At 68.4% G+C, this 16,601-nt stretch carries 17 protein-coding genes; 16 read left to right on the top strand and 1 reads right to left on the bottom strand.

Going from position 1 to position 16,601, the window contains the following annotated elements:
* The first annotated feature begins 231 nt into the window (after positions 1 to 231).
* The 10 genes from rpsA (at position 232) to BQ2383_RS18275 (ending at position 11,650) form a co-directional block, all read left to right on the top strand.
* Complete coding sequence (gene rpsA / locus BQ2383_RS18320) at positions 232 to 1,689, top strand: 30S ribosomal protein S1 (RefSeq protein WP_091037200.1); 1,458 nt, start codon at positions 232 to 234, stop codon at positions 1,687 to 1,689.
* Between the two features lie 142 nt (positions 1,690 to 1,831).
* Positions 1,832 to 2,689: an ABC transporter ATP-binding protein gene (locus BQ2383_RS18315; RefSeq protein ID WP_091037198.1), complete on the top strand. Its 858-nt coding sequence runs from the start codon at positions 1,832 to 1,834 to the stop codon at positions 2,687 to 2,689.
* Positions 2,686 to 3,726, top strand: coding sequence for an aliphatic sulfonate ABC transporter substrate-binding protein (locus tag BQ2383_RS18310; protein WP_091037195.1), 1,041 nt, complete (start codon positions 2,686 to 2,688; stop codon positions 3,724 to 3,726). The genes BQ2383_RS18315 and BQ2383_RS18310 overlap by 4 nt, the downstream gene beginning before the upstream one ends.
* 2 nt (positions 3,727 to 3,728) lie before the next feature.
* Positions 3,729 to 4,580 carry an ABC transporter permease gene (locus tag BQ2383_RS18305; protein WP_208617705.1) on the top strand — a complete coding sequence of 284 codons (852 nt, stop codon included), beginning with the start codon at positions 3,729 to 3,731 and terminating at the stop codon, positions 4,578 to 4,580.
* A gap of 2 nt (positions 4,581 to 4,582) precedes the next feature.
* A complete protein-coding gene (acs, locus tag BQ2383_RS18300; RefSeq protein ID WP_244176049.1) occupies positions 4,583 to 6,580 on the top strand; it encodes an acetate--CoA ligase in 1,998 nt (665 codons plus the stop codon).
* Positions 6,577 to 7,881, top strand: a complete 1,305-nt coding sequence (locus BQ2383_RS18295) for an O-acetylhomoserine aminocarboxypropyltransferase/cysteine synthase family protein (RefSeq protein WP_091037190.1) — start codon at positions 6,577 to 6,579, stop codon at positions 7,879 to 7,881. Before acs ends, BQ2383_RS18295 begins: the two co-directional genes overlap by 4 nt.
* A complete protein-coding gene (locus BQ2383_RS18290; RefSeq protein ID WP_167381662.1) occupies positions 7,878 to 8,462 on the top strand; it encodes a CoA-binding protein in 585 nt (194 codons plus the stop codon). Before BQ2383_RS18295 ends, BQ2383_RS18290 begins: the two co-directional genes overlap by 4 nt.
* A 32-nt stretch (positions 8,463 to 8,494) precedes the next feature.
* Positions 8,495 to 9,094 (top strand): dephospho-CoA kinase, encoded by a 600-nt coding sequence (coaE, locus tag BQ2383_RS18285; protein ID WP_091037188.1) that lies wholly within the window; start codon positions 8,495 to 8,497, stop codon positions 9,092 to 9,094.
* A 117-nt stretch (positions 9,095 to 9,211) separates the two neighbouring features.
* Positions 9,212 to 11,284 (top strand): excinuclease ABC subunit UvrB, encoded by a 2,073-nt coding sequence (uvrB, locus tag BQ2383_RS18280; RefSeq protein ID WP_091037186.1) that lies wholly within the window; start codon positions 9,212 to 9,214, stop codon positions 11,282 to 11,284.
* Between the two features lie 15 nt (positions 11,285 to 11,299).
* Entirely contained in the window at positions 11,300 to 11,650 is a 351-nt protein-coding gene (locus BQ2383_RS18275; protein WP_237682372.1) for a TfoX/Sxy family protein, read from the top strand.
* Position 11,651: 1 nt separating this feature from the next.
* Here BQ2383_RS18275 and BQ2383_RS18270 read toward each other — a convergent pair whose 3' ends face one another.
* Entirely contained in the window at positions 11,652 to 11,894 is a 243-nt protein-coding gene (locus tag BQ2383_RS18270; RefSeq protein ID WP_091037185.1) for a hypothetical protein, read from the bottom strand.
* 45 nt (positions 11,895 to 11,939) lie between these two features.
* On the opposite strand from BQ2383_RS18270, the gene BQ2383_RS18265 reads away from it, so the two are divergent.
* The 6 genes from BQ2383_RS18265 to BQ2383_RS19420 all read left to right on the top strand — a co-directional run bounded on the left by BQ2383_RS18265 (position 11,940) and on the right by BQ2383_RS19420 (position 16,595).
* Positions 11,940 to 12,383, top strand: a complete 444-nt coding sequence (locus BQ2383_RS18265) for a MarR family winged helix-turn-helix transcriptional regulator (RefSeq protein WP_091037182.1) — start codon at positions 11,940 to 11,942, stop codon at positions 12,381 to 12,383.
* Positions 12,384 to 12,456: 73 nt separating this feature from the next.
* Positions 12,457 to 13,212: a DUF4129 domain-containing protein gene (locus BQ2383_RS18260; protein ID WP_091037180.1), complete on the top strand. Its 756-nt coding sequence runs from the start codon at positions 12,457 to 12,459 to the stop codon at positions 13,210 to 13,212.
* Entirely contained in the window at positions 13,209 to 13,724 is a 516-nt protein-coding gene (locus BQ2383_RS18255; RefSeq protein ID WP_205828841.1) for a hypothetical protein, read from the top strand. Before BQ2383_RS18260 ends, BQ2383_RS18255 begins: the two co-directional genes overlap by 4 nt.
* Positions 13,721 to 14,692: an AAA family ATPase gene (locus BQ2383_RS18250; protein ID WP_091037177.1), complete on the top strand. Its 972-nt coding sequence runs from the start codon at positions 13,721 to 13,723 to the stop codon at positions 14,690 to 14,692. The genes BQ2383_RS18255 and BQ2383_RS18250 overlap by 4 nt, the downstream gene beginning before the upstream one ends.
* Positions 14,689 to 16,002, top strand: a complete 1,314-nt coding sequence (locus BQ2383_RS18245) for a DUF58 domain-containing protein (protein WP_091037174.1) — start codon at positions 14,689 to 14,691, stop codon at positions 16,000 to 16,002. Before BQ2383_RS18250 ends, BQ2383_RS18245 begins: the two co-directional genes overlap by 4 nt.
* Positions 15,999 to 16,595 (top strand): hypothetical protein, encoded by a 597-nt coding sequence (locus BQ2383_RS19420; RefSeq protein ID WP_091037172.1) that lies wholly within the window; start codon positions 15,999 to 16,001, stop codon positions 16,593 to 16,595. Before BQ2383_RS18245 ends, BQ2383_RS19420 begins: the two co-directional genes overlap by 4 nt.
* Positions 16,596 to 16,601 lie beyond the last annotated feature (6 nt).

Here is a 16,601-nt window from a genome sequence, read left to right as displayed (position 1 = left end):
ACGCTAACTCGCGAGACCGCCTGCCCCTTCGAGTTATCCACAGCTCGCCTGCCCGGAATCCGACTCCCTGCAGCATCCGAAGTTCTGATAGCCTTAACCGTCACTCGTGGCGTGCATGCGCATGCCCTCGTGGCAAGAAAACCAAAATCCAACTGCTGAGAAGCATGCAGTCGGCCGTGCGCGGTCGTTGCCTCTCAGCCTGAGTCTCCATTCACAAGGACAACCCACTACATGACTACCGCAACGACCGCCCCGGCCACCAAGCAGGTCGCCATCAACGACATCGGATCTGCTGAGGACTTCCTGGCCGCGGTCGAGAAGACCCTGAAGTTCTTCAACGACGGCGACATCATCGAAGGCACGATCGTCAAGATCGACCGCGATGAGGTCCTCCTCGATGTCGGCTACAAGACCGAGGGTGTCATCCCCTCGCGTGAGCTTTCGATCAAGCACGACGTCGACCCCAACGAGGTCGTCGCTGTCGGCGACCTGGTCGAGGCCCTCGTTCTCCAGAAGGAGGACAAGGAAGGCCGTCTGATCCTCTCCAAGAAGCGCGCACAGTACGAGCGTGCCTGGGGAGACGTCGAGAAGATCAAGGAGAACGACGGCGTCGTCACCGGAACGGTCATCGAGGTCGTCAAGGGTGGACTCATCGTCGACATCGGCCTCCGTGGCTTCCTGCCGGCGTCGCTCATCGAGTTGCGTCGCGTCCGCGACCTCACGCCGTACCTCGGCCAGGAGATCGAGGCCAAGATCCTCGAGCTCGACAAGAACCGCAACAACGTCGTCCTCAGCCGCCGTGCGCTGCTCGAGCAGACGCAGTCGGAGTCGCGCACCACGTTCCTGAACAACCTGCACAAGGGTCAGGTCCGCAAGGGTGTCGTCTCGTCGATCGTCAACTTCGGTGCGTTCGTCGACCTGGGTGGCGTGGACGGCCTCGTGCACGTCTCCGAGCTGTCCTGGAAGCACATCGAGCACGCCTCCGAGGTCGTCGAGGTGGGCCAGGAGGTCACCGTCGAGATCCTCGAGGTCGACCTCGACCGCGAGCGCGTCTCCCTGTCGCTGAAGGCGACGCAGGAAGACCCGTGGCAGGTCTTCGCCCGTACCCACGCGATCGGTCAGGTCACGCCGGGTAAGGTCACCAAGCTCGTTCCGTTCGGTGCGTTCGTCCGCGTCGCAGACGGCATCGAGGGCCTCGTCCACATCTCCGAGCTCTCCAGCAAGCACGTCGAGCTGGCCGAGCAGGTCGTGTCGGTCGGCGAAGAGGTCTTCGTCAAGGTCATCGACATCGACCTCGAGCGTCGTCGCATCTCGCTGTCGCTGAAGCAGGCCAACGAGTCGGTCGACCCCAACGGCACCGAGTTCGACCCGGCCCTGTACGGCATGCTCGCCGAGTACGACGAGGCCGGCGAGTACAAGTACCCGGAGGGCTTCGACGCCGAGACCGGTGCGTGGAAGGACGGCTTCGACGCCCAGCGCGAGGCATGGGAGCAGGAGTACGCTGCAGCCCAGGCTCGCTGGGAGGCGCACAAGGCTCAGGTCGTCAAGGCGGCCGAGGCCGAGGCAGCAGCCGGAGAAGACTTCGGCGGCGGCCAGTCCTTCGCCAGCGAGGTCGCCGGTGCCGGCACCCTCGCGGACGACGAGGCTCTTGCGGCTCTGCGCGAGAAGCTCTCGGGCGGCAACGCTTAAGCAGCACTCTGAAACGGGTCGCCACCTCGCCTTCGGGCGGGTGTGGCGGCCCGTTTCGCGTTTCCGGGATGCGGCTGCTGTTGCGTGACGGAACATTACGACGGCATTCGTAACAATCGACGCGCCCCGCCAGCATGGGGGTATGACCGCTCTGCTGCCCGCGTCGCGCACCGCTGACGCTTCGCCGTCGGCAGGAACTGCGCAGGCCGTCCGTCTCGACGGGATCGACCGTTCCTTCGCGCTGCCGCGCGGGAGGCGCGACGTGCTCCGCGGCATCGACCTCCGTATCGCAGCGGGGGAGATCCTCGCGGTCGTCGGCCCCTCCGGGTGCGGCAAGTCCACCCTCCTCCGTCTCATCGGCGGACTCGACGCTCCGTCGCGCGGACGCATCCTCCTCGACGACATCGACGTCGCCGACGTCGACGAGCGGACAGCCATCGCCTTCCAGGAGCCGCGACTGCTCCCATGGCGCACCATCGCCCAGAACGTCGAGCTCGGACTGCCGCGAGGCACCGCTCGTCGTGACGGCCGAGAGCGGGTGCGCGAACTGCTGCACCTGGTAGGACTCGAACACGCGGCCGACCAGCGGCCGCGCGAGGTCTCCGGCGGTATGGCCCAGCGCGCCTCCCTTGCCAGGGCGCTCGCCCGAAACCCCGGGGTGCTGCTGCTCGACGAGCCGTTCGGCGCGCTCGACGCCCTGACGCGCCTGCGCATGCACGATCTGCTCCTGAAGATCCATGCGGCCGAGCCCACGACGATCCTGCTGGTCACCCACGACGTCGAAGAAGCGCTCTACCTCGCCGACCGCGTGCTGCTCCTGCGGACGCTGGACGCCTCGGGCACGGGCGCCGACGACGAACCGTCCATCGCCCGCACGATCTCCGTGCCGGGTATCCGTCCCCGCGACCGCGCCGATCGCGGCCTCGCCGACCTGCGCGCCGACCTTCTCGAAGGACTCGGCGTCGACACCCACCACCGCATCACCGAGGAGTCCCGATGAGCATCACCACCCGCCGAATCGTCCCCGCGATCGCGATCGCCGGGACGATGATGCTCGTCGCGACCGGTTGCGTGGCCGGAGAGAACGCCAAGGCGTCCGACACGGAGAGCACGCCGGGCACGACCGAGTGGTCGTCGGACACGCTGTCGATCGACTTCGCCACCTACAACCCGTTGAGCCTGGTGATCAAGGACCAGGGCATCCTCGAGGAGATCCTCGGCGACGACGTCGAGGTCGAGTGGGTGCAGTCCGCCGGGTCGAACAAGGCCAACGAGCTGCTGCGCTCCGGCTCCGTCGATGTCGGCTCGACGGCAGGATCGGCTGCACTGCTGGCTCGGGCGAACGGCTCGCCCATCCAGGTCATCGACATCTACTCGCAGCCCGAGTGGTCGGCCATCGTCGTGGGTCCGGACAGCGACATCACCTCGCTCGAAGACCTCAAGGGTGCGTCCGTCGCCGCCACCAAGGGTACCGACCCCTACTTCTTCCTCCTGCAGGCGCTCGAGGAGGGCGGCCTGTCGCTCTCCGACGTCGAGGTGCAGAACCTGCAGCACGCCGACGGCCGGGCCGCGCTCGACGGTGGCTCCGTGGACGCCTGGGCGGGACTCGACCCGATCATGGCCGCGGCCGAGGTGGAGTCGGGTGACCAGCTCATCTACCGCAATGTCGACTTCAACACGTACGGCTTCCTGAACGCCACCGAGGACTTCATCACGAACCATCCCGACCTCGCACAGGCTGTCGTCGACGCGTACGAGCAGGCCCGCGAGTGGGCTCTCGAGAACCCGGAGGAGACGGCCACGCTGCTCGCCGAGGTCGCCGGCATCGACCTCGACGTCGCCACCACGGTGATCGAGGAGCGCTCGAACCTCGACGTGAGTGGCGTCCCCGGTGACGACCAGATCGCGGTGCTCGAGAAGATCGCGCCCGTGCTCGTCGAGTCCGGTGACGTGCAGGGCGGCAAGGACTCCGTCGACAAGGCGCTCTCATCGATCGTGAACGACACGTTCGCGAAGAAGGCGGTCGACGGCGAGTGACCATTCCCGACCGACTGATCGTTCCCGAGGAGTCTCGGGACGCGTTCGACTTCGCGAAGGGCGCGTCACAGCCACGGAGCGGGGCTGCGCGGCGCTCGTGGGATCGGCCGGTCGTCCGGGTCATCGCCGGTCTCCTGCTGCCCGTGATCATCCTGACCGCGTGGCAGGTGGTGACGACGAGCGGGATGGTGCCGCCGTACCGCCTGCCCACGCCGGCGTCGGTGTTCCAGGCCGGCGTGGAGCTCGCCGAGACCGGACAACTCTGGACGCATATCGCGATATCTGTACAGCGCGTGCTGCTCGGTTTCGCGATCGGGTCCGTCATCGGGCTCGCGGCCGCAGGTGTGGTGGGGTTGTCCCGGCTGGGAAAGGTGCTTCTCAGCCCGACGCTCACGGCGGTCCGCGCCGTGCCGTCGCTGGCCTGGGTGCCGCTCCTCATCCTCTGGATGCAGATCGGCGAGGAGTCGAAGGTCACGCTGATCGCGATCGGTGCATTCTTCCCCGTGTATACGACGGTCTCGTCAGCGCTCCGACACGTCGATCCTCAGCTCGTCGAGGCCGGGCGTTCGTTCAGCCTGCGGGGCTGGTCGCTGTTCCGGATCGTGCAGCTGCCGGCGGTCGTGCCGTCGGTCGTGTCCGGGCTGCGTCTGGCGCTCGCGCAAGCCTGGCTGTTCCTCGTCGCGGCCGAGCTCATCGCAGCGTCCATGGGCCTGGGGTTCCTGCTGACCGAGTCGCAGAGCAGCGGTCGCGTCGACCGCATCCTGCTTTCGATCGTGCTGCTCGCCCTTCTGGGAACGCTCACCAACGGGATCCTCGTGCTGGTCGAGAAGTACCTGCTCCGTCGATGGGTGTGAACATGACCGAGGCTCGACTGCAGGAGTCGCGTGTGTACGCGCCCGGCGGCGGATTCAGCGACGCGAACGTCACCGCGGAGGCGTATGCGCGCGCCGCCGCGGATCCGATCGCGTTCTGGGAAGAGGCCGCGCACCGGCTGGACTGGTCCGAGCCCTGGCACACCGCCCACGAGTGGGATCCGCCGGTCGGCGACGCGGTTCCGGCCGCACGCTGGTTCCTCGGCGGGAAGCTCAACGTCGCGGTCAACTGTGTGGACCGTCACGTCGAAGCCGGGCGCGGCGCCAAGGTCGCCCTGCACTTCGAGGGCGAGCCCGGCGACCGTCTGTCCGTCACGTACGCCGATCTGCAGCGCCGCGTGTCGCAGGCAGCCAACGCGCTCGTCGCCCTCGGCATTCGTCCCGGCGACCGCGTCGTGATCTACCTGCCCGTGCTCGTCGAGACGGTGGTGATCACGCTCGCCTGCGCACGGATCGGCGCCGTGCACTCGCTCGTCTTCGGCGGCTTCTCGGCCGAGGCCGTGCGGTTCCGTCTCGCGGACACCGGCGCGAAGCTGCTCGTCACGAGTGACGGTCAGTATCGCCGCGGAACCGCCACCGAGGTGAAGTCGACGGCCGATGTCGCTGCGGCGGAGCTTCCCGACCTCGAGCACGTCCTCGTGCTGCGCCGCACGGGGCAGGACATTCCGTGGACGGATGGCCGCGACGTGTGGTGGCATGACGTCGTCGACACGGCGTCGCCGGAGCACAAGGCGCAGGCCTTCGATGCGGAGCATCCGCTCTTCATCATCTACACATCGGGAACGACGGGGAAGCCGAAGGGGCTCGTGCACACGTCGGGCGGGTACCTGACACACGCAAGCTGGGCGCACTGGGCGCATTTCGACGCGAAGCCCGACGACGTGCACTGGTGCACCGCAGACCTCGCGTGGGTCACGGCGCACACCTACGAGATCTACGGTCCGCTCTCGAACGGACTCACCCAGGTCCTCTACGAGGGGACGCCCGACGCACCGCACCGGGAACGCCACCTCGAGATCATCGAGCGCTATGGGGTGACCGTCTACTACACGGCGCCCACGCTGATCCGCACGTTCATGACCTGGTTCGGGGCGGAATTCCCACGGGGACATGACCTCTCCACCCTGAGGCTGCTCGGAACCGTCGGCGAAGCGATCAATCCCGAGGCGTGGGTCTGGTTCCGACGCAACTTCGGCCGCGACGAGCTGCCCGTCATCGACACGTGGTGGCAGTCGGAGACCGGCGCGGCGATGATCGCCCCGCTCCCGGGTATCACCGCTCTCAAGCCGGGATCAGCCTCCGTGCCACTCCCGGGCATCGATGCGGCCGTGGTGGACGAGCGGGGCGACGAGGTCGCGCCCGGGCGCTCAGGAACACTCGTGGTCCGCAGACCTTGGCCAGGAATGGCCAGGACCGTGTGGGGCGACCCCGCCCGATATCGCGACGCCTACTGGTCGGCGTTCGCCGGACGGGGCGAGCACGGCGGGTTCTATGTGGCCGGTGACGGAGCGACCAGGGACGCCGACGGTTACATCTGGATCCTCGGCCGGCTCGACGACGTCGTGAACGTGTCGGGACACCGACTCTCCACGATCGAGATCGAATCGGCACTGGTCGCGCACGACACCGTGGGTGAGGCCGGGTCCGCCGGAGTCTCCGACCCGGTCACCGGGCAGGCTGTCGTCGCCTTCGTGACCCCGTCCGGCCGGGCAGAGATCACGCCATCCGACCTGCGCACGCAGGTCGCGCACGCCATCGGCCCCGTCGCCAAGCCGAAGCACATCGTGATCGTGCCCGACCTGCCGAAGACCCGCTCGGGCAAGATCATGCGCAGACTCCTGGCACAGTTGTGGGAGGCCGAGCAGGATCGCCGGTCAGGCCGCGACCCCGGCCCGCTTGGGGACACCACATCGCTCCAGAACCCCTGGGCCGTCGACGACATCGCCGACGTGCTCGCCGCCGCCGAACTGAGGACAGCATGACGGAAGAACACCGCTTCGGATTTCGCACCAGAGCCCTGCACGCCGGCGGTACGCCTGACGCGGCCACCGGTGCCCGGGCGGTGCCGATCTACCAGACGACCTCGTTCGTGTTCGAGGATGCGGCGGATGCCGGGAATCTGTTCGCTCTGCAGAAGTACGGCAACATCTACTCGCGGATCGGCAACCCCACGGTCGCCGCGCTGGAGGAGCGCCTGGCTTCGCTCGAAGGCGGCATCGGCGCCGTCGCGACCGCGTCGGGCATGAGCGCCGAGTTCATCACGTTCGCGGCGCTCGTCGGGGCCGGTGACCACGTCGTCGCCGCGGCCCAGCTCTACGGCGGGACGGTGACGCAACTCGACGTGACACTGCGACGGTTCGGCGTCGAGACGACGTTCGTCCCGTCCACCGACCCTGCCGACTATGCGGCGGCCATCCGTCCGGAGACCAAGGTCGTCTACGTCGAGATGATCGGCAACCCGTCCGGGGAGATCGCCGACATCGAGGGACTGGCCGCCGTCGCCCACGAGGCCGGGGTTCCGCTCGTGGTGGATGCGACGCTCGCCACGCCGTACCTGGCGCGGCCGCTCGAGCACGGTGCCGACATCGTGATCCACTCCGTGACGAAGTTCCTGGGCGGGCACGGCACCACCCTCGGCGGCGTCGTCATCGAGAAGGGCACTTTCGACTGGGGCAACGGCAAGTTCCCGCAGATGACCGAGCCCGTCGACTCCTACGGCGGCATCAAATGGTGGGACAACTTCGGGGAGTACGGATTCCTCACGAAGCTTCGCTCGGAGCAACTGCGCGACATCGGCCCGGCACTCAGCCCGCAGTCGGCCTTCAATCTGCTCCAGGGGATCGAGACGCTCCCGCAGCGCATCGACGCCCACCTCGCGAATGCACGCATCGTCGCCGACTGGCTCGCCTCCGATCCACGGGTCGCGTACGTGACGTGGGCGGGTCTCGAAGGACATCCGCATCGTGATCGGGCGGCGAAGTACCTGCCGCTCGGCCCCGGTTCGGTGTTCGCGTTCGGCGTCGCGGCGGAGGACGGACACAACGCGGGGGAGACGCTGATCGAGAACCTGCAGCTCGCCTCGCATCTCGCCAACATCGGCGACGCTCGCACCCTCGTCATCCACCCGGCCTCGACGACGCATCGCCAGCTCACCGAGGCGCAGCTCGTGGCCGCCGGCGTGCGCCCCGACCTGATCCGCATCTCGGTGGGTCTCGAAGACGCCGAGGACATCATCTGGGATCTCGACCAGGCCCTCACGACCGCGACAGGAGCGAACCGATGAGCGAGACGCAGACGGCCACCGCAGAGTCCTGCGCTGTTCCGGCGGTGTCGGACGGGGTGGCCTGTGCGCTGCCCGGCGCCCCCGCAGCTCATCCCGAGCGGAGCTGGGTCGGCCCGAGCCAGCAGGAGCGCTTCGGGCTGCTCCGGCGGGCCAAGTCCATCGCGATCGTGGGGGCGTCGAACAACCCGGCGAGGGCGTCGTACTTCGTGACGACCTATCTCCTCTCCAGCACCGGCTACGACGTCTATCTCGTCAACCCGCGCGAGACCGAGATCCTCGGGCAGCCGGTCTACGCGTCGCTGAGCGACCTTCCCGTCGTCCCCGACATCGTGGATGTGTTCCGCCGGCACGACGACCTTCCGGGTGTCGCGCAGGAGGCGATCGAGGCGGGCGCGCAGACGCTCTGGCTGCAGCTCGGCTCATGGAACGAAGACGCTGCGGCAGTCGCCGAGGCGGCAGGGCTGTCGGTCGTGATGGATCGCTGCATCAAGATCGAGCACGCCCGATTCCACGGCGGTCTGCACCTCGCCGGGTTCGACACCGGTGTGATCAGCTCGCGGCGTCAGCTGCTCGCCCGCTGAGCGTCGACCTGATCGAAACATAGACTGGCGACATGCCACTCATCGCGCTCACCGGCGGCATTGCGTCGGGGAAATCGACCATCGCCCGGCGACTGGCGGAGCACGGAGCGGTGATCGTCGACGCCGACCAGATCGTCCGCGACGTGCAGGCGCCGGGCTCGCCGGTGCTGGAGCGGATAGCGGAGACGTTCGGGGCGTCGATGATCGATGGCGAGGGTGCGCTCGACCGCGCAGCCCTGGGTGCGAAGGTCTTCGGAGACCCCGAACTTCTCGGAAAGCTGAACGCCATCGTGCACCCGGCCGTGCGAGCGGAGTCGCAGCGCCGATTCGATACGGCGTTCGCGGCCGACGCGGATGCTGTGGTCGTGTACGACGTGCCGCTGCTCGTCGAGGCGAGGGTCGACGATCCGTGGGATCTGATCGTCGTCGCGCATGCCCCCGCGTCGGAACGGCTCCGACGGCTGACCGAACTGCGCGGCATGGAGGAGAAGGCCGCGCAGGAGCGGATCGATGCCCAGGTCTCTGACGAGAGGCGGCTCGCCATCGCCGATGTCGTGATCGACACGGCAGGAACCCTGGAGCGCACGCACGAGCAGACCGACGCGCTCTGGGGTCGGCTCCGGCAGCGGTGACGTTCGGCGAGGTGCTTGACCTCCACCGTCGTGGGCTCCGCTCCGGGGACGCTCAGATCGACGGCCCCATCCTCGCCTGACGGCCTCGATGTCGGAGGGGCGGCATACGCTGGAGGTATGCAACCCACGCGCAGTGTCCGCCCCTTCGAGGTCATCAGCGAGTACGCGCCCGCCGGCGACCAGCCGGCGGCGATCGCCGACCTGGCGGCGCGGATCAACGCGGGCGAGACCGACGTCGTGCTGCTCGGAGCTACGGGTACCGGAAAGTCGGCGACCACCGCCTGGCTCGTCGAGCAGGTGCAGCGGCCGACGCTCGTTCTCGCGCACAACAAGACGCTCGCGGCCCAACTGGCCAACGAGTTCCGCGAGCTCATGCCGAACAACGCCGTCGAGTACTTCGTCTCGTATTACGACTACTACCAGCCTGAGGCCTACGTTCCGCAGACAGACACCTTCATCGAGAAGGACTCGTCGATCAACTCCGAGGTCGAGCGGCTGCGGCACTCCACGACCAACTCGCTGCTGAGTCGTCGCGACGTGATCGTGGTCTCGACCGTGTCCTGCATCTACGGACTCGGTGCTCCCGAAGAGTATCTGCGCGCCATGGTGGCCCTACAGGTGGGGGAGCGATACGACCGCGACGCGCTGATCCGTCAATTCATCGCGATGCAGTACAACCGCAACGACGTCGACTTCTCACGGGGCAACTTCCGGGTGCGCGGCGACACCATCGAGATCATCCCCGTCTACGAAGAGCACGCCATCCGCATCGAGCTGTTCGGTGACGAGATCGAGGCACTGTACTCGCTCCACCCGCTGACGGGCGAGGTCATCGAGAAGCTCGACGCCGTCCCCATCTTCCCGGCGTCTCACTACGTCGCCGGTACCGACGTGATTCAGCGTTCGATCGGCACGATCGAGCACGAGCTGGAAGAGCGCCTGGCCGAGTTCGAGCGGCAGGGCAAGCTCCTCGAAGCGCAGCGTCTGCGCATGCGCACCACCTTCGACCTCGAGATGCTACAGCAGTTGGGCTTCTGCTCGGGGATCGAGAACTACTCACGTCACATGGACGGGCGCATGCCGGGGGAGCCGCCGCACACGCTGCTCGACTTCTTCCCCGACGACTTCCTCATGGTGATCGATGAGTCGCACGTCACCGTGCCGCAGATCGGCGCGATGTACGAGGGAGACGCGTCCCGCAAGCGCACCCTCGTCGACCACGGTTTCCGGCTCCCGAGCGCGATGGACAACCGCCCGCTGCGATGGGACGAGTTCAAGAACAGGATCGGGCAGACCGTCTACCTGTCGGCCACGCCGGGCAAGTACGAGATGGGGATCGCCGACGGCATCGTCGAGCAGATCATCCGTCCGACCGGTCTGGTCGACCCGCACATCGTGGTCAAGCCGTCGAAGGGTCAGATCGACGACCTGCTCGAGGAGATCCGCGTCCGCGTCGAGCGGGACGAGCGCATTCTCGTCACGACTCTCACGAAGAAGATGGCCGAAGAGCTGACCGACTTCCTCGGTGAGCATGGTGTGCGCGTGCGGTACTTGCACTCCGACGTCGACACCCTGCGTCGTGTCGAGCTTCTCAGCGAGCTGCGTGCCGGCGTGTACGACGTGCTGGTCGGCATCAACCTGCTGCGTGAGGGCCTCGATCTTCCCGAGGTCTCGCTCGTGGCGATCCTGGATGCCGACAAAGAGGGCTTCCTGCGGTCGGGGACGTCGCTCATCCAGACCATCGGTCGCGCCGCGCGAAACGTCTCGGGCGAAGTGCACATGTATGCCGACAAGATGACCGACTCGATGGCGAAGGCGATCGACGAGACGGATCGTCGACGCGAGAAGCAGGTCGCGTACAACAAGGAACATGGCATCGACCCGCAGCCCCTCCGCAAGCGCATCGCCGACATCACCGACGTGCTCGCCCGCGAAGGCGCCGACACGGCAGAGCTGATGTCGGCCCGTGGTCGCGCATCGGGCAAGGGCAAGTCGCCGACGCCCAACCTGCGCCGCACCGGCATCGCGGCCGAGGGAGCGCTGCAGCTCGAAGCCACGATCCAGGATCTGTCCGACCAGATGCTCGCGGCGGCGGCGGAGCTCAAGTTCGAGCTCGCCGGACGCCTGCGCGACGAGGTGCAGGACCTCAAGAAGGAACTCCGGGCGATGGAACGCGCGGGGCACGCGTAAGGCGACGCGCGGACCATGGATGCTGCGGGGGACGAGTTGGCCGATCGGATCAGGGCGCTGCTGAGCGCCGACATCGAGATCGAGGAGCGGCGGATGTTCGGAACCCGGGCATTCCTCGACGACGGTCGCATTCTTCTCGGTGCGCGTCCGGGCGGCGTCCTCCTGGTGCGCGTCGACGACGAGAACGGAGCGGCGCTCGTGACTCGCGCGGGTGTCGCGCGGGCGGTCATGGGCTCGCGCACGATGGGTTCCGGATGGCTCGACGTCTCGCCTGAGGCCATCGAAGACGACAGCGAACTGATGTTCTGGCTCGATGTCGCGCGCGAGTCGACCGGCTCGGCGACCGATACCTCCGGCTCGGACTGACCTACGGGCAGTGCATCAGTGGCTTGGGGCCCGATCGATCGATCTCGTGCTGGGTCATCGGTGCACCGCACAGCGGGCATGCGCGTTCGGCGCGTTCGGCGGCACTCGGCGGAGGAGTCTTCTCGTACGGGCCGACGGAGGCAGGACCGGCGAGCCGGATGAGGTTCGTGTTCACCCAGGAGTAGAGGCCACCTGCCTCGCGGATGCGGGTGCGAAGGGGCGGGCGGTCGGAGTCCTGTGCCATGTTGCTTAGTGTACTAATGATTAGTGCAGATGTATAGTCGTCCATGTGACGGCTGACGACGACCTGCTCAAGCTGGAGAACCAGCTGTGCTTCGCCCTGGTGACCGCGGCACGCAACGTCGTCGCCCTCTACCGCCCGATCCTCGAGCCCCTGGGACTCACGCACCCGCAGTACCTCGTGATGCTCGCCCTGTGGGAGAGGGCGCCGCGCACGCTGAACGATCTCGCTCTGGATCTCGCGTTGGAGCCTGCGACCGCGTCGCCCCTGGTCAAGCGGCTCGAAGCGGACGGACTCGTGGCGCGACAGCGAAGCAGCGAGGACGAGCGACGACTGGAGATCACCCTGACAGCGACAGGCGTGGCACTGCGCGAGCGCGCCGTGGATGTTCCGCACCAGGTCATGGCGGCGGTCGGCATGGGCATCGATGAGATCGCTGCGCTCCGCGACGGCCTCGGTCCGTTCGCCGGGCGGCGTCCGGATCTCGGCTGAACCCGAGCGATGCCGCCCACGACTCGCGCGACCGACGACGGATTCATCGGGAGTCGCGCCCTAGGGTGGAGGCATGTCGCGCGCCGAAGCCCCGGTTTCCGGGGACCGGCGCGTCGGCGGCTCTCGCGCGGTCCGCGTCTTTCTGTCTCTGGTCACGGTCGCGGGCGTCTTCGCGGTCCTCATGTTCGTCGCTGCACACCAGGGTCTTCCGCAGTTCCGCCCGCTGTCCGGCAACGGTGCGGAGATCGTCAATGAAGCGACCAGTGAGCCCGCGCCTGCCGAGTCGACGCCCGGACCGATGGAGCAGACCGAGGAATCGCCCCTGCTCAAGGTGATCGGCGCGGTGATGGCCGCCCTCGTCGCGATCGCGGTGTTGACGCTGCTGTTCTTCGGGGTGAGGATGCTGGTCCGCTACGCGCGCGGTCTCTGGCGGGATCGACCGCTCGCGCGGCGCGAGGCCGCCGACATCGATGCGTCGAGCGCGGCTGTCGCCGGGGCGGATGCCGAGCCTGACGCAGCGGTCATCCGAAGAGGGATCGACGAAGCACTGCGGACGATCGACGTCGACCCGGCACCGGGCGACAGCATCGTCGCCGCGTGGGTCGGTCTCGAGGAATCGGCGACGGATGCCGGCGCCGGCCGCGCCCCTCACGAGACGCCTTCCGAGTTCACCGTCCGGATCATCGGCCGACGTGCGGGGATAGCCGCCGACGTCGTCGGGCTGCTCCGACTGTACGAGCAGGTCCGTTTCGGCGGTCTCGTCGCGGACGAGCGCGATCGCGCCGCGGCAGCGGCCTGTCTGCACGGCATCCAGGAGGGGTGGCGATGAAGGCGCGGCTGATTCTCCTGGCGCTCGGGGCGGTCGTGGCGGCCGTCGTCCTCGTGCTGCTCGGCGCACTCGGCGTGCCGTTGCTGTTCGCCGCCTCCTGGCTGCTGATCGTGCTGACGATCGCGCTCGTGAGCCGTCAGGTCTTCTTCGACGAAAGCTCCCTCTGGCCTCCGGAGCAACGCCGAGGTGCGGAGCGCGGCTCCGAAGTGTCTCGGCTCGCCTGGTCGATCAACTCGCGGACCGGCGTCGCCGGGCACGTGGTCGTTCGTCGAGTGCAGAACGTGCTGCATCGTCGACTGGCCCATCGGGGGCTCGACCTCGATGATCCCGGTCAGCACGCGACGATCGATGCGCTTCTCGGGCCGGGAGTCCGTGACGCGCTCCACAAGCGCGAGGTTCAGGCCGCCGATCTCGAAAAGGTGCTCGACGCGGTCGAGGGCATCACGACCGAGGCCTCCGCGAACGCAGACCACCCGACCGCCGCGAAAGCCGGCATGGAGGAGAACCGATGAACACGGATGACGTCACCCGGATCGCTGCTGTCGGACACCGAGTGCGGGAGAGCGTCGGCGCCGCCGTCGTCGGCATGGACGAGCCGCTCACGATCGCCCTGGCCGCGATCTTCGCCGGTGGTCACGTGCTGTTCGAAGACGTCCCCGGGCTCGGCAAGACACTCGCAGCGCGGAGCCTGGCCTCTGCGCTGGGTCTGGACTTCCGGCGCTTGCAGTGCACACCCGACATGCTCCCCGGAGACGTCACCGGGTCATACGTCTATGCACCGGCGACAGGCGACTTCGAGTTCCGGCCGGGGCCCATCTTCACCGGGCTGCTGCTGGCGGACGAGATCAACCGCACCACCCCCAAGACCCAGTCGGCGATGCTCGAGGCGATGGCGGAGCACCAGGTCACCGTCGAGGGGAACAGGTTCCCGCTGCCCCAGCCGTTCCATGTCATCGCCACGTCGAACCCGATCGAGTACGAGGGAACCTACGCGCTTCCCGAGGCCCAGCTCGACCGCTTCATGGTGCGGCTCTCGGTCGGCTATCCGGACGTCGACGACGAGACCCGCATCATCCTGGACCGCGTGCGACGGCAGTCGCCCGACGTCTCCGTCGAGCCGGTCGTCGACGGCGAGGGCCTGCGGGCGATCCAGCGAGCGGTGGAACGGATCCACGTCGACGCGGACGTCGCCCGCTACTGCGTCGAGCTGGTCCGCGCCACGCGTGAGGTGGCGAACGTCTCGGTGGGTGCCTCTCCGCGCGGCTCGCAGTCCCTGGTGCTGCTTGGACGCGCACTCGCCGCGCTGGACGGGCGGGCGTATGTGCGGCCGGACGACATCAAGCGCATCGCGGAACCCGTGCTCGCACACCGCCTCACCCTCACCCCGCAGGCCTGGGCGCAGGGCGTGGATCCCCGATCGATCGTCGCGGCGGTCGTCGCGAAGACGTCGGTGCCACCGACCGTATCCGCGGTGCGATGACCGATCCGATCCGCGTCACGGAACACACGACGCTCCGGTGGCAGCGGACCCCCGTCGTCGCAATCGGCGTGGCCGGAGCGGCGCTGCTCGTCGCGGCAGGGCTCGCGTTCTCGCGGCCCGACATCGTCGGCATCGGTCTGCCTCTTGCGCTGACGACGGCCTGGATGCTGGTGCGCCGACCTACCGCGGCCGAGCTGCGCGTCGAACTGCGCGCGCAGGCCGGTGCGGACGGTGAGCAGGCGGAGGCACGGGGCGAGGTCGACGTCCACGTCGATGCGGATTGGGTGCAGCTCGCCGTCGCACAGGACCAGGGCCCGCAGCGACTCGCAGACGTCGGCGTCGGTCGATGCGTGGTCACCACGAGAACCCGCCTTCAGCACTCCGGTCCGGTGGATCTGTTGAGCGTGACGGCCAGGTGTGTGGCGCAGGACGGCGCCTGGATCACGGACGAGGCTCCGCCCGTGGGGATCCGGTGGAACACGCCGCCGCGCGTGCGTCACATAGGGGGACTCCCCGTCGCGCCGCGGCTCACCGGTCTTCACGGCGCTCATGAGGGCGGACGCCCGGGCCAGGGCGGCGACTTCCGCGACATCCATCCGTTCGCGCCGGGTGATGAGCTGCGCCGCGTCGACTGGCGTGCCACCGCCCGGGCCGCTCGGAGGCCCGGCGAGCTCCTCGTGCGCCGGAACAACACCCTGAGCGACTCGTCCGTCGTCCTCGCAGTGGATACGGCAGAGGATCTCGGCGCTGTGGTCGCGGGCTGGGGCGCCGCCGACCCCGACCGGTCCGGCGTGACCTCGTTGGACCTCGCCCGAGAAGCGGCGCTGTCGATCGCGACCACGGCCGTCGGTGCGGGCGACAGGATCGCCTACCACGCGCTGTCGAGCGGGGGACGGAGCATCCCCTCGGGCGGAGGAGCGCGACACCTGGCCCGGATGCGCGACGTCATCGCCGCGACCGGTCCGAGCACCGATGGCTCGCCCTATCGCCGTTCGCCCGTCGTTCCGTCCGGCTCCATCGTGTACGTGCTCTCGACCTTCTTCGACGGGGTGGCTGCTCAGCTGGCGACCCGATGGCGTGCGGCGGGCCACGCCGTCGTCGCGGTGGACGTGCTCCCGACGCCGGACGCATCACGCCTCACGCGGGAGCAGCACATCGCGTTGCGCACCGTTCTCGCGGAACGGACCGACATCCTGACCGAGCTGCGCCATGCGGGTATCGAGGTGGTGTCGTGGGCGGCCCCGGATGTCGATGCCGCGATGCGTTTGGCGGCCCTGCGCCAGCAGCGGATGAGGGCGGTGCGACGATGAGTCGTACGATCCGGCGGATCCGGGTGCCGGGTGCCGTACCCGGGATCACGATCCGGCTGCTCCTCCTCGGCGTCGTCTCGGTCGGCGCGGTGGTGCTGGTCCCGTTCCCCCTCTGGCAGGGGATCGCGGTGGTCGCGGCCCTGGTCGCCGTCGTCATCCCTCGCACGCTCACGGCGTGGACGGCTGCGGCATGCCTCCCGTTCGGCGTGATCCTCACGGAGCCGTCTCCCGGCCGGACGGCTCTTGCGCTCCTGCTCGTGCACGCCATCCACGTCCTCGCCGCGCTCAGCCTGGTCGTGCCGTTGCGGTCGCGCCTCGCTCTGCGGGTGCTGGGGCCGACCCTCCTGCGGTTCCTCGTCGTGCAGCTCCTCTCGCAGCCGCTGGTCTTCGCGATGTGGCTGCTCGCTCCGGGCGGTGTCGACCGAGGAACGGCATGGCTCGCGCCGGTCGCCGCCGCGGCCCTCGTCGTGGGGGTACTGCTCGCGCTGCGGGCTTCGAAGCGGGCGGATGCGGAGCCGGCGCACACGGCCCCAGGCGGGGGAGATGCCGTCGTGGAAGCCGGAGTCGGAGCCGATGTCCGTGGTCCCTCGTAGACTTGT

The organism is Microbacterium oxydans (assembly GCF_900095745.1).
GTDB lineage: Bacteria > Actinomycetota > Actinomycetes > Actinomycetales > Microbacteriaceae > Microbacterium > Microbacterium oxydans_B.
This window is presented reverse-complemented; position numbering and strand designations above follow the sequence as displayed.

Bases quoted from the DNA above. Each gene is read 5' to 3' on its own strand.
- rpsA (WP_091037200.1), top strand. From the start codon at position 232: ATGACTACCGCAACGACCGCCCCGGCCACCAAGCAGGTCGCCATCAAC.
- BQ2383_RS18315 (WP_091037198.1), top strand. From the start codon at position 1,832: ATGACCGCTCTGCTGCCCGCGTCGCGCACCGCTGACGCTTCGCCGTCG.
- BQ2383_RS18310 (WP_091037195.1), top strand. From the start codon at position 2,686: ATGAGCATCACCACCCGCCGAATCGTCCCCGCGATCGCGATCGCCGGG.
- acs (WP_244176049.1), top strand. From the start codon at position 4,583: ATGACCGAGGCTCGACTGCAGGAGTCGCGTGTGTACGCGCCCGGCGGC.
- BQ2383_RS18295 (WP_091037190.1), top strand. From the start codon at position 6,577: ATGACGGAAGAACACCGCTTCGGATTTCGCACCAGAGCCCTGCACGCC.
- BQ2383_RS18290 (WP_167381662.1), top strand. From the start codon at position 7,878: ATGAGCGAGACGCAGACGGCCACCGCAGAGTCCTGCGCTGTTCCGGCG.
- coaE (WP_091037188.1), top strand. From the start codon at position 8,495: ATGCCACTCATCGCGCTCACCGGCGGCATTGCGTCGGGGAAATCGACC.
- uvrB (WP_091037186.1), top strand. From the start codon at position 9,212: ATGCAACCCACGCGCAGTGTCCGCCCCTTCGAGGTCATCAGCGAGTAC.
- BQ2383_RS18275 (WP_237682372.1), top strand. From the start codon at position 11,300: ATGGATGCTGCGGGGGACGAGTTGGCCGATCGGATCAGGGCGCTGCTG.
- BQ2383_RS18270 (WP_091037185.1), bottom strand. From the start codon at position 11,894: ATGGCACAGGACTCCGACCGCCCGCCCCTTCGCACCCGCATCCGCGAG.
- BQ2383_RS18260 (WP_091037180.1), top strand. From the start codon at position 12,457: ATGTCGCGCGCCGAAGCCCCGGTTTCCGGGGACCGGCGCGTCGGCGGC.
- BQ2383_RS18255 (WP_205828841.1), top strand. From the start codon at position 13,209: ATGAAGGCGCGGCTGATTCTCCTGGCGCTCGGGGCGGTCGTGGCGGCC.
- BQ2383_RS18250 (WP_091037177.1), top strand. From the start codon at position 13,721: ATGAACACGGATGACGTCACCCGGATCGCTGCTGTCGGACACCGAGTG.
- BQ2383_RS18245 (WP_091037174.1), top strand. From the start codon at position 14,689: ATGACCGATCCGATCCGCGTCACGGAACACACGACGCTCCGGTGGCAG.
- BQ2383_RS19420 (WP_091037172.1), top strand. From the start codon at position 15,999: ATGAGTCGTACGATCCGGCGGATCCGGGTGCCGGGTGCCGTACCCGGG.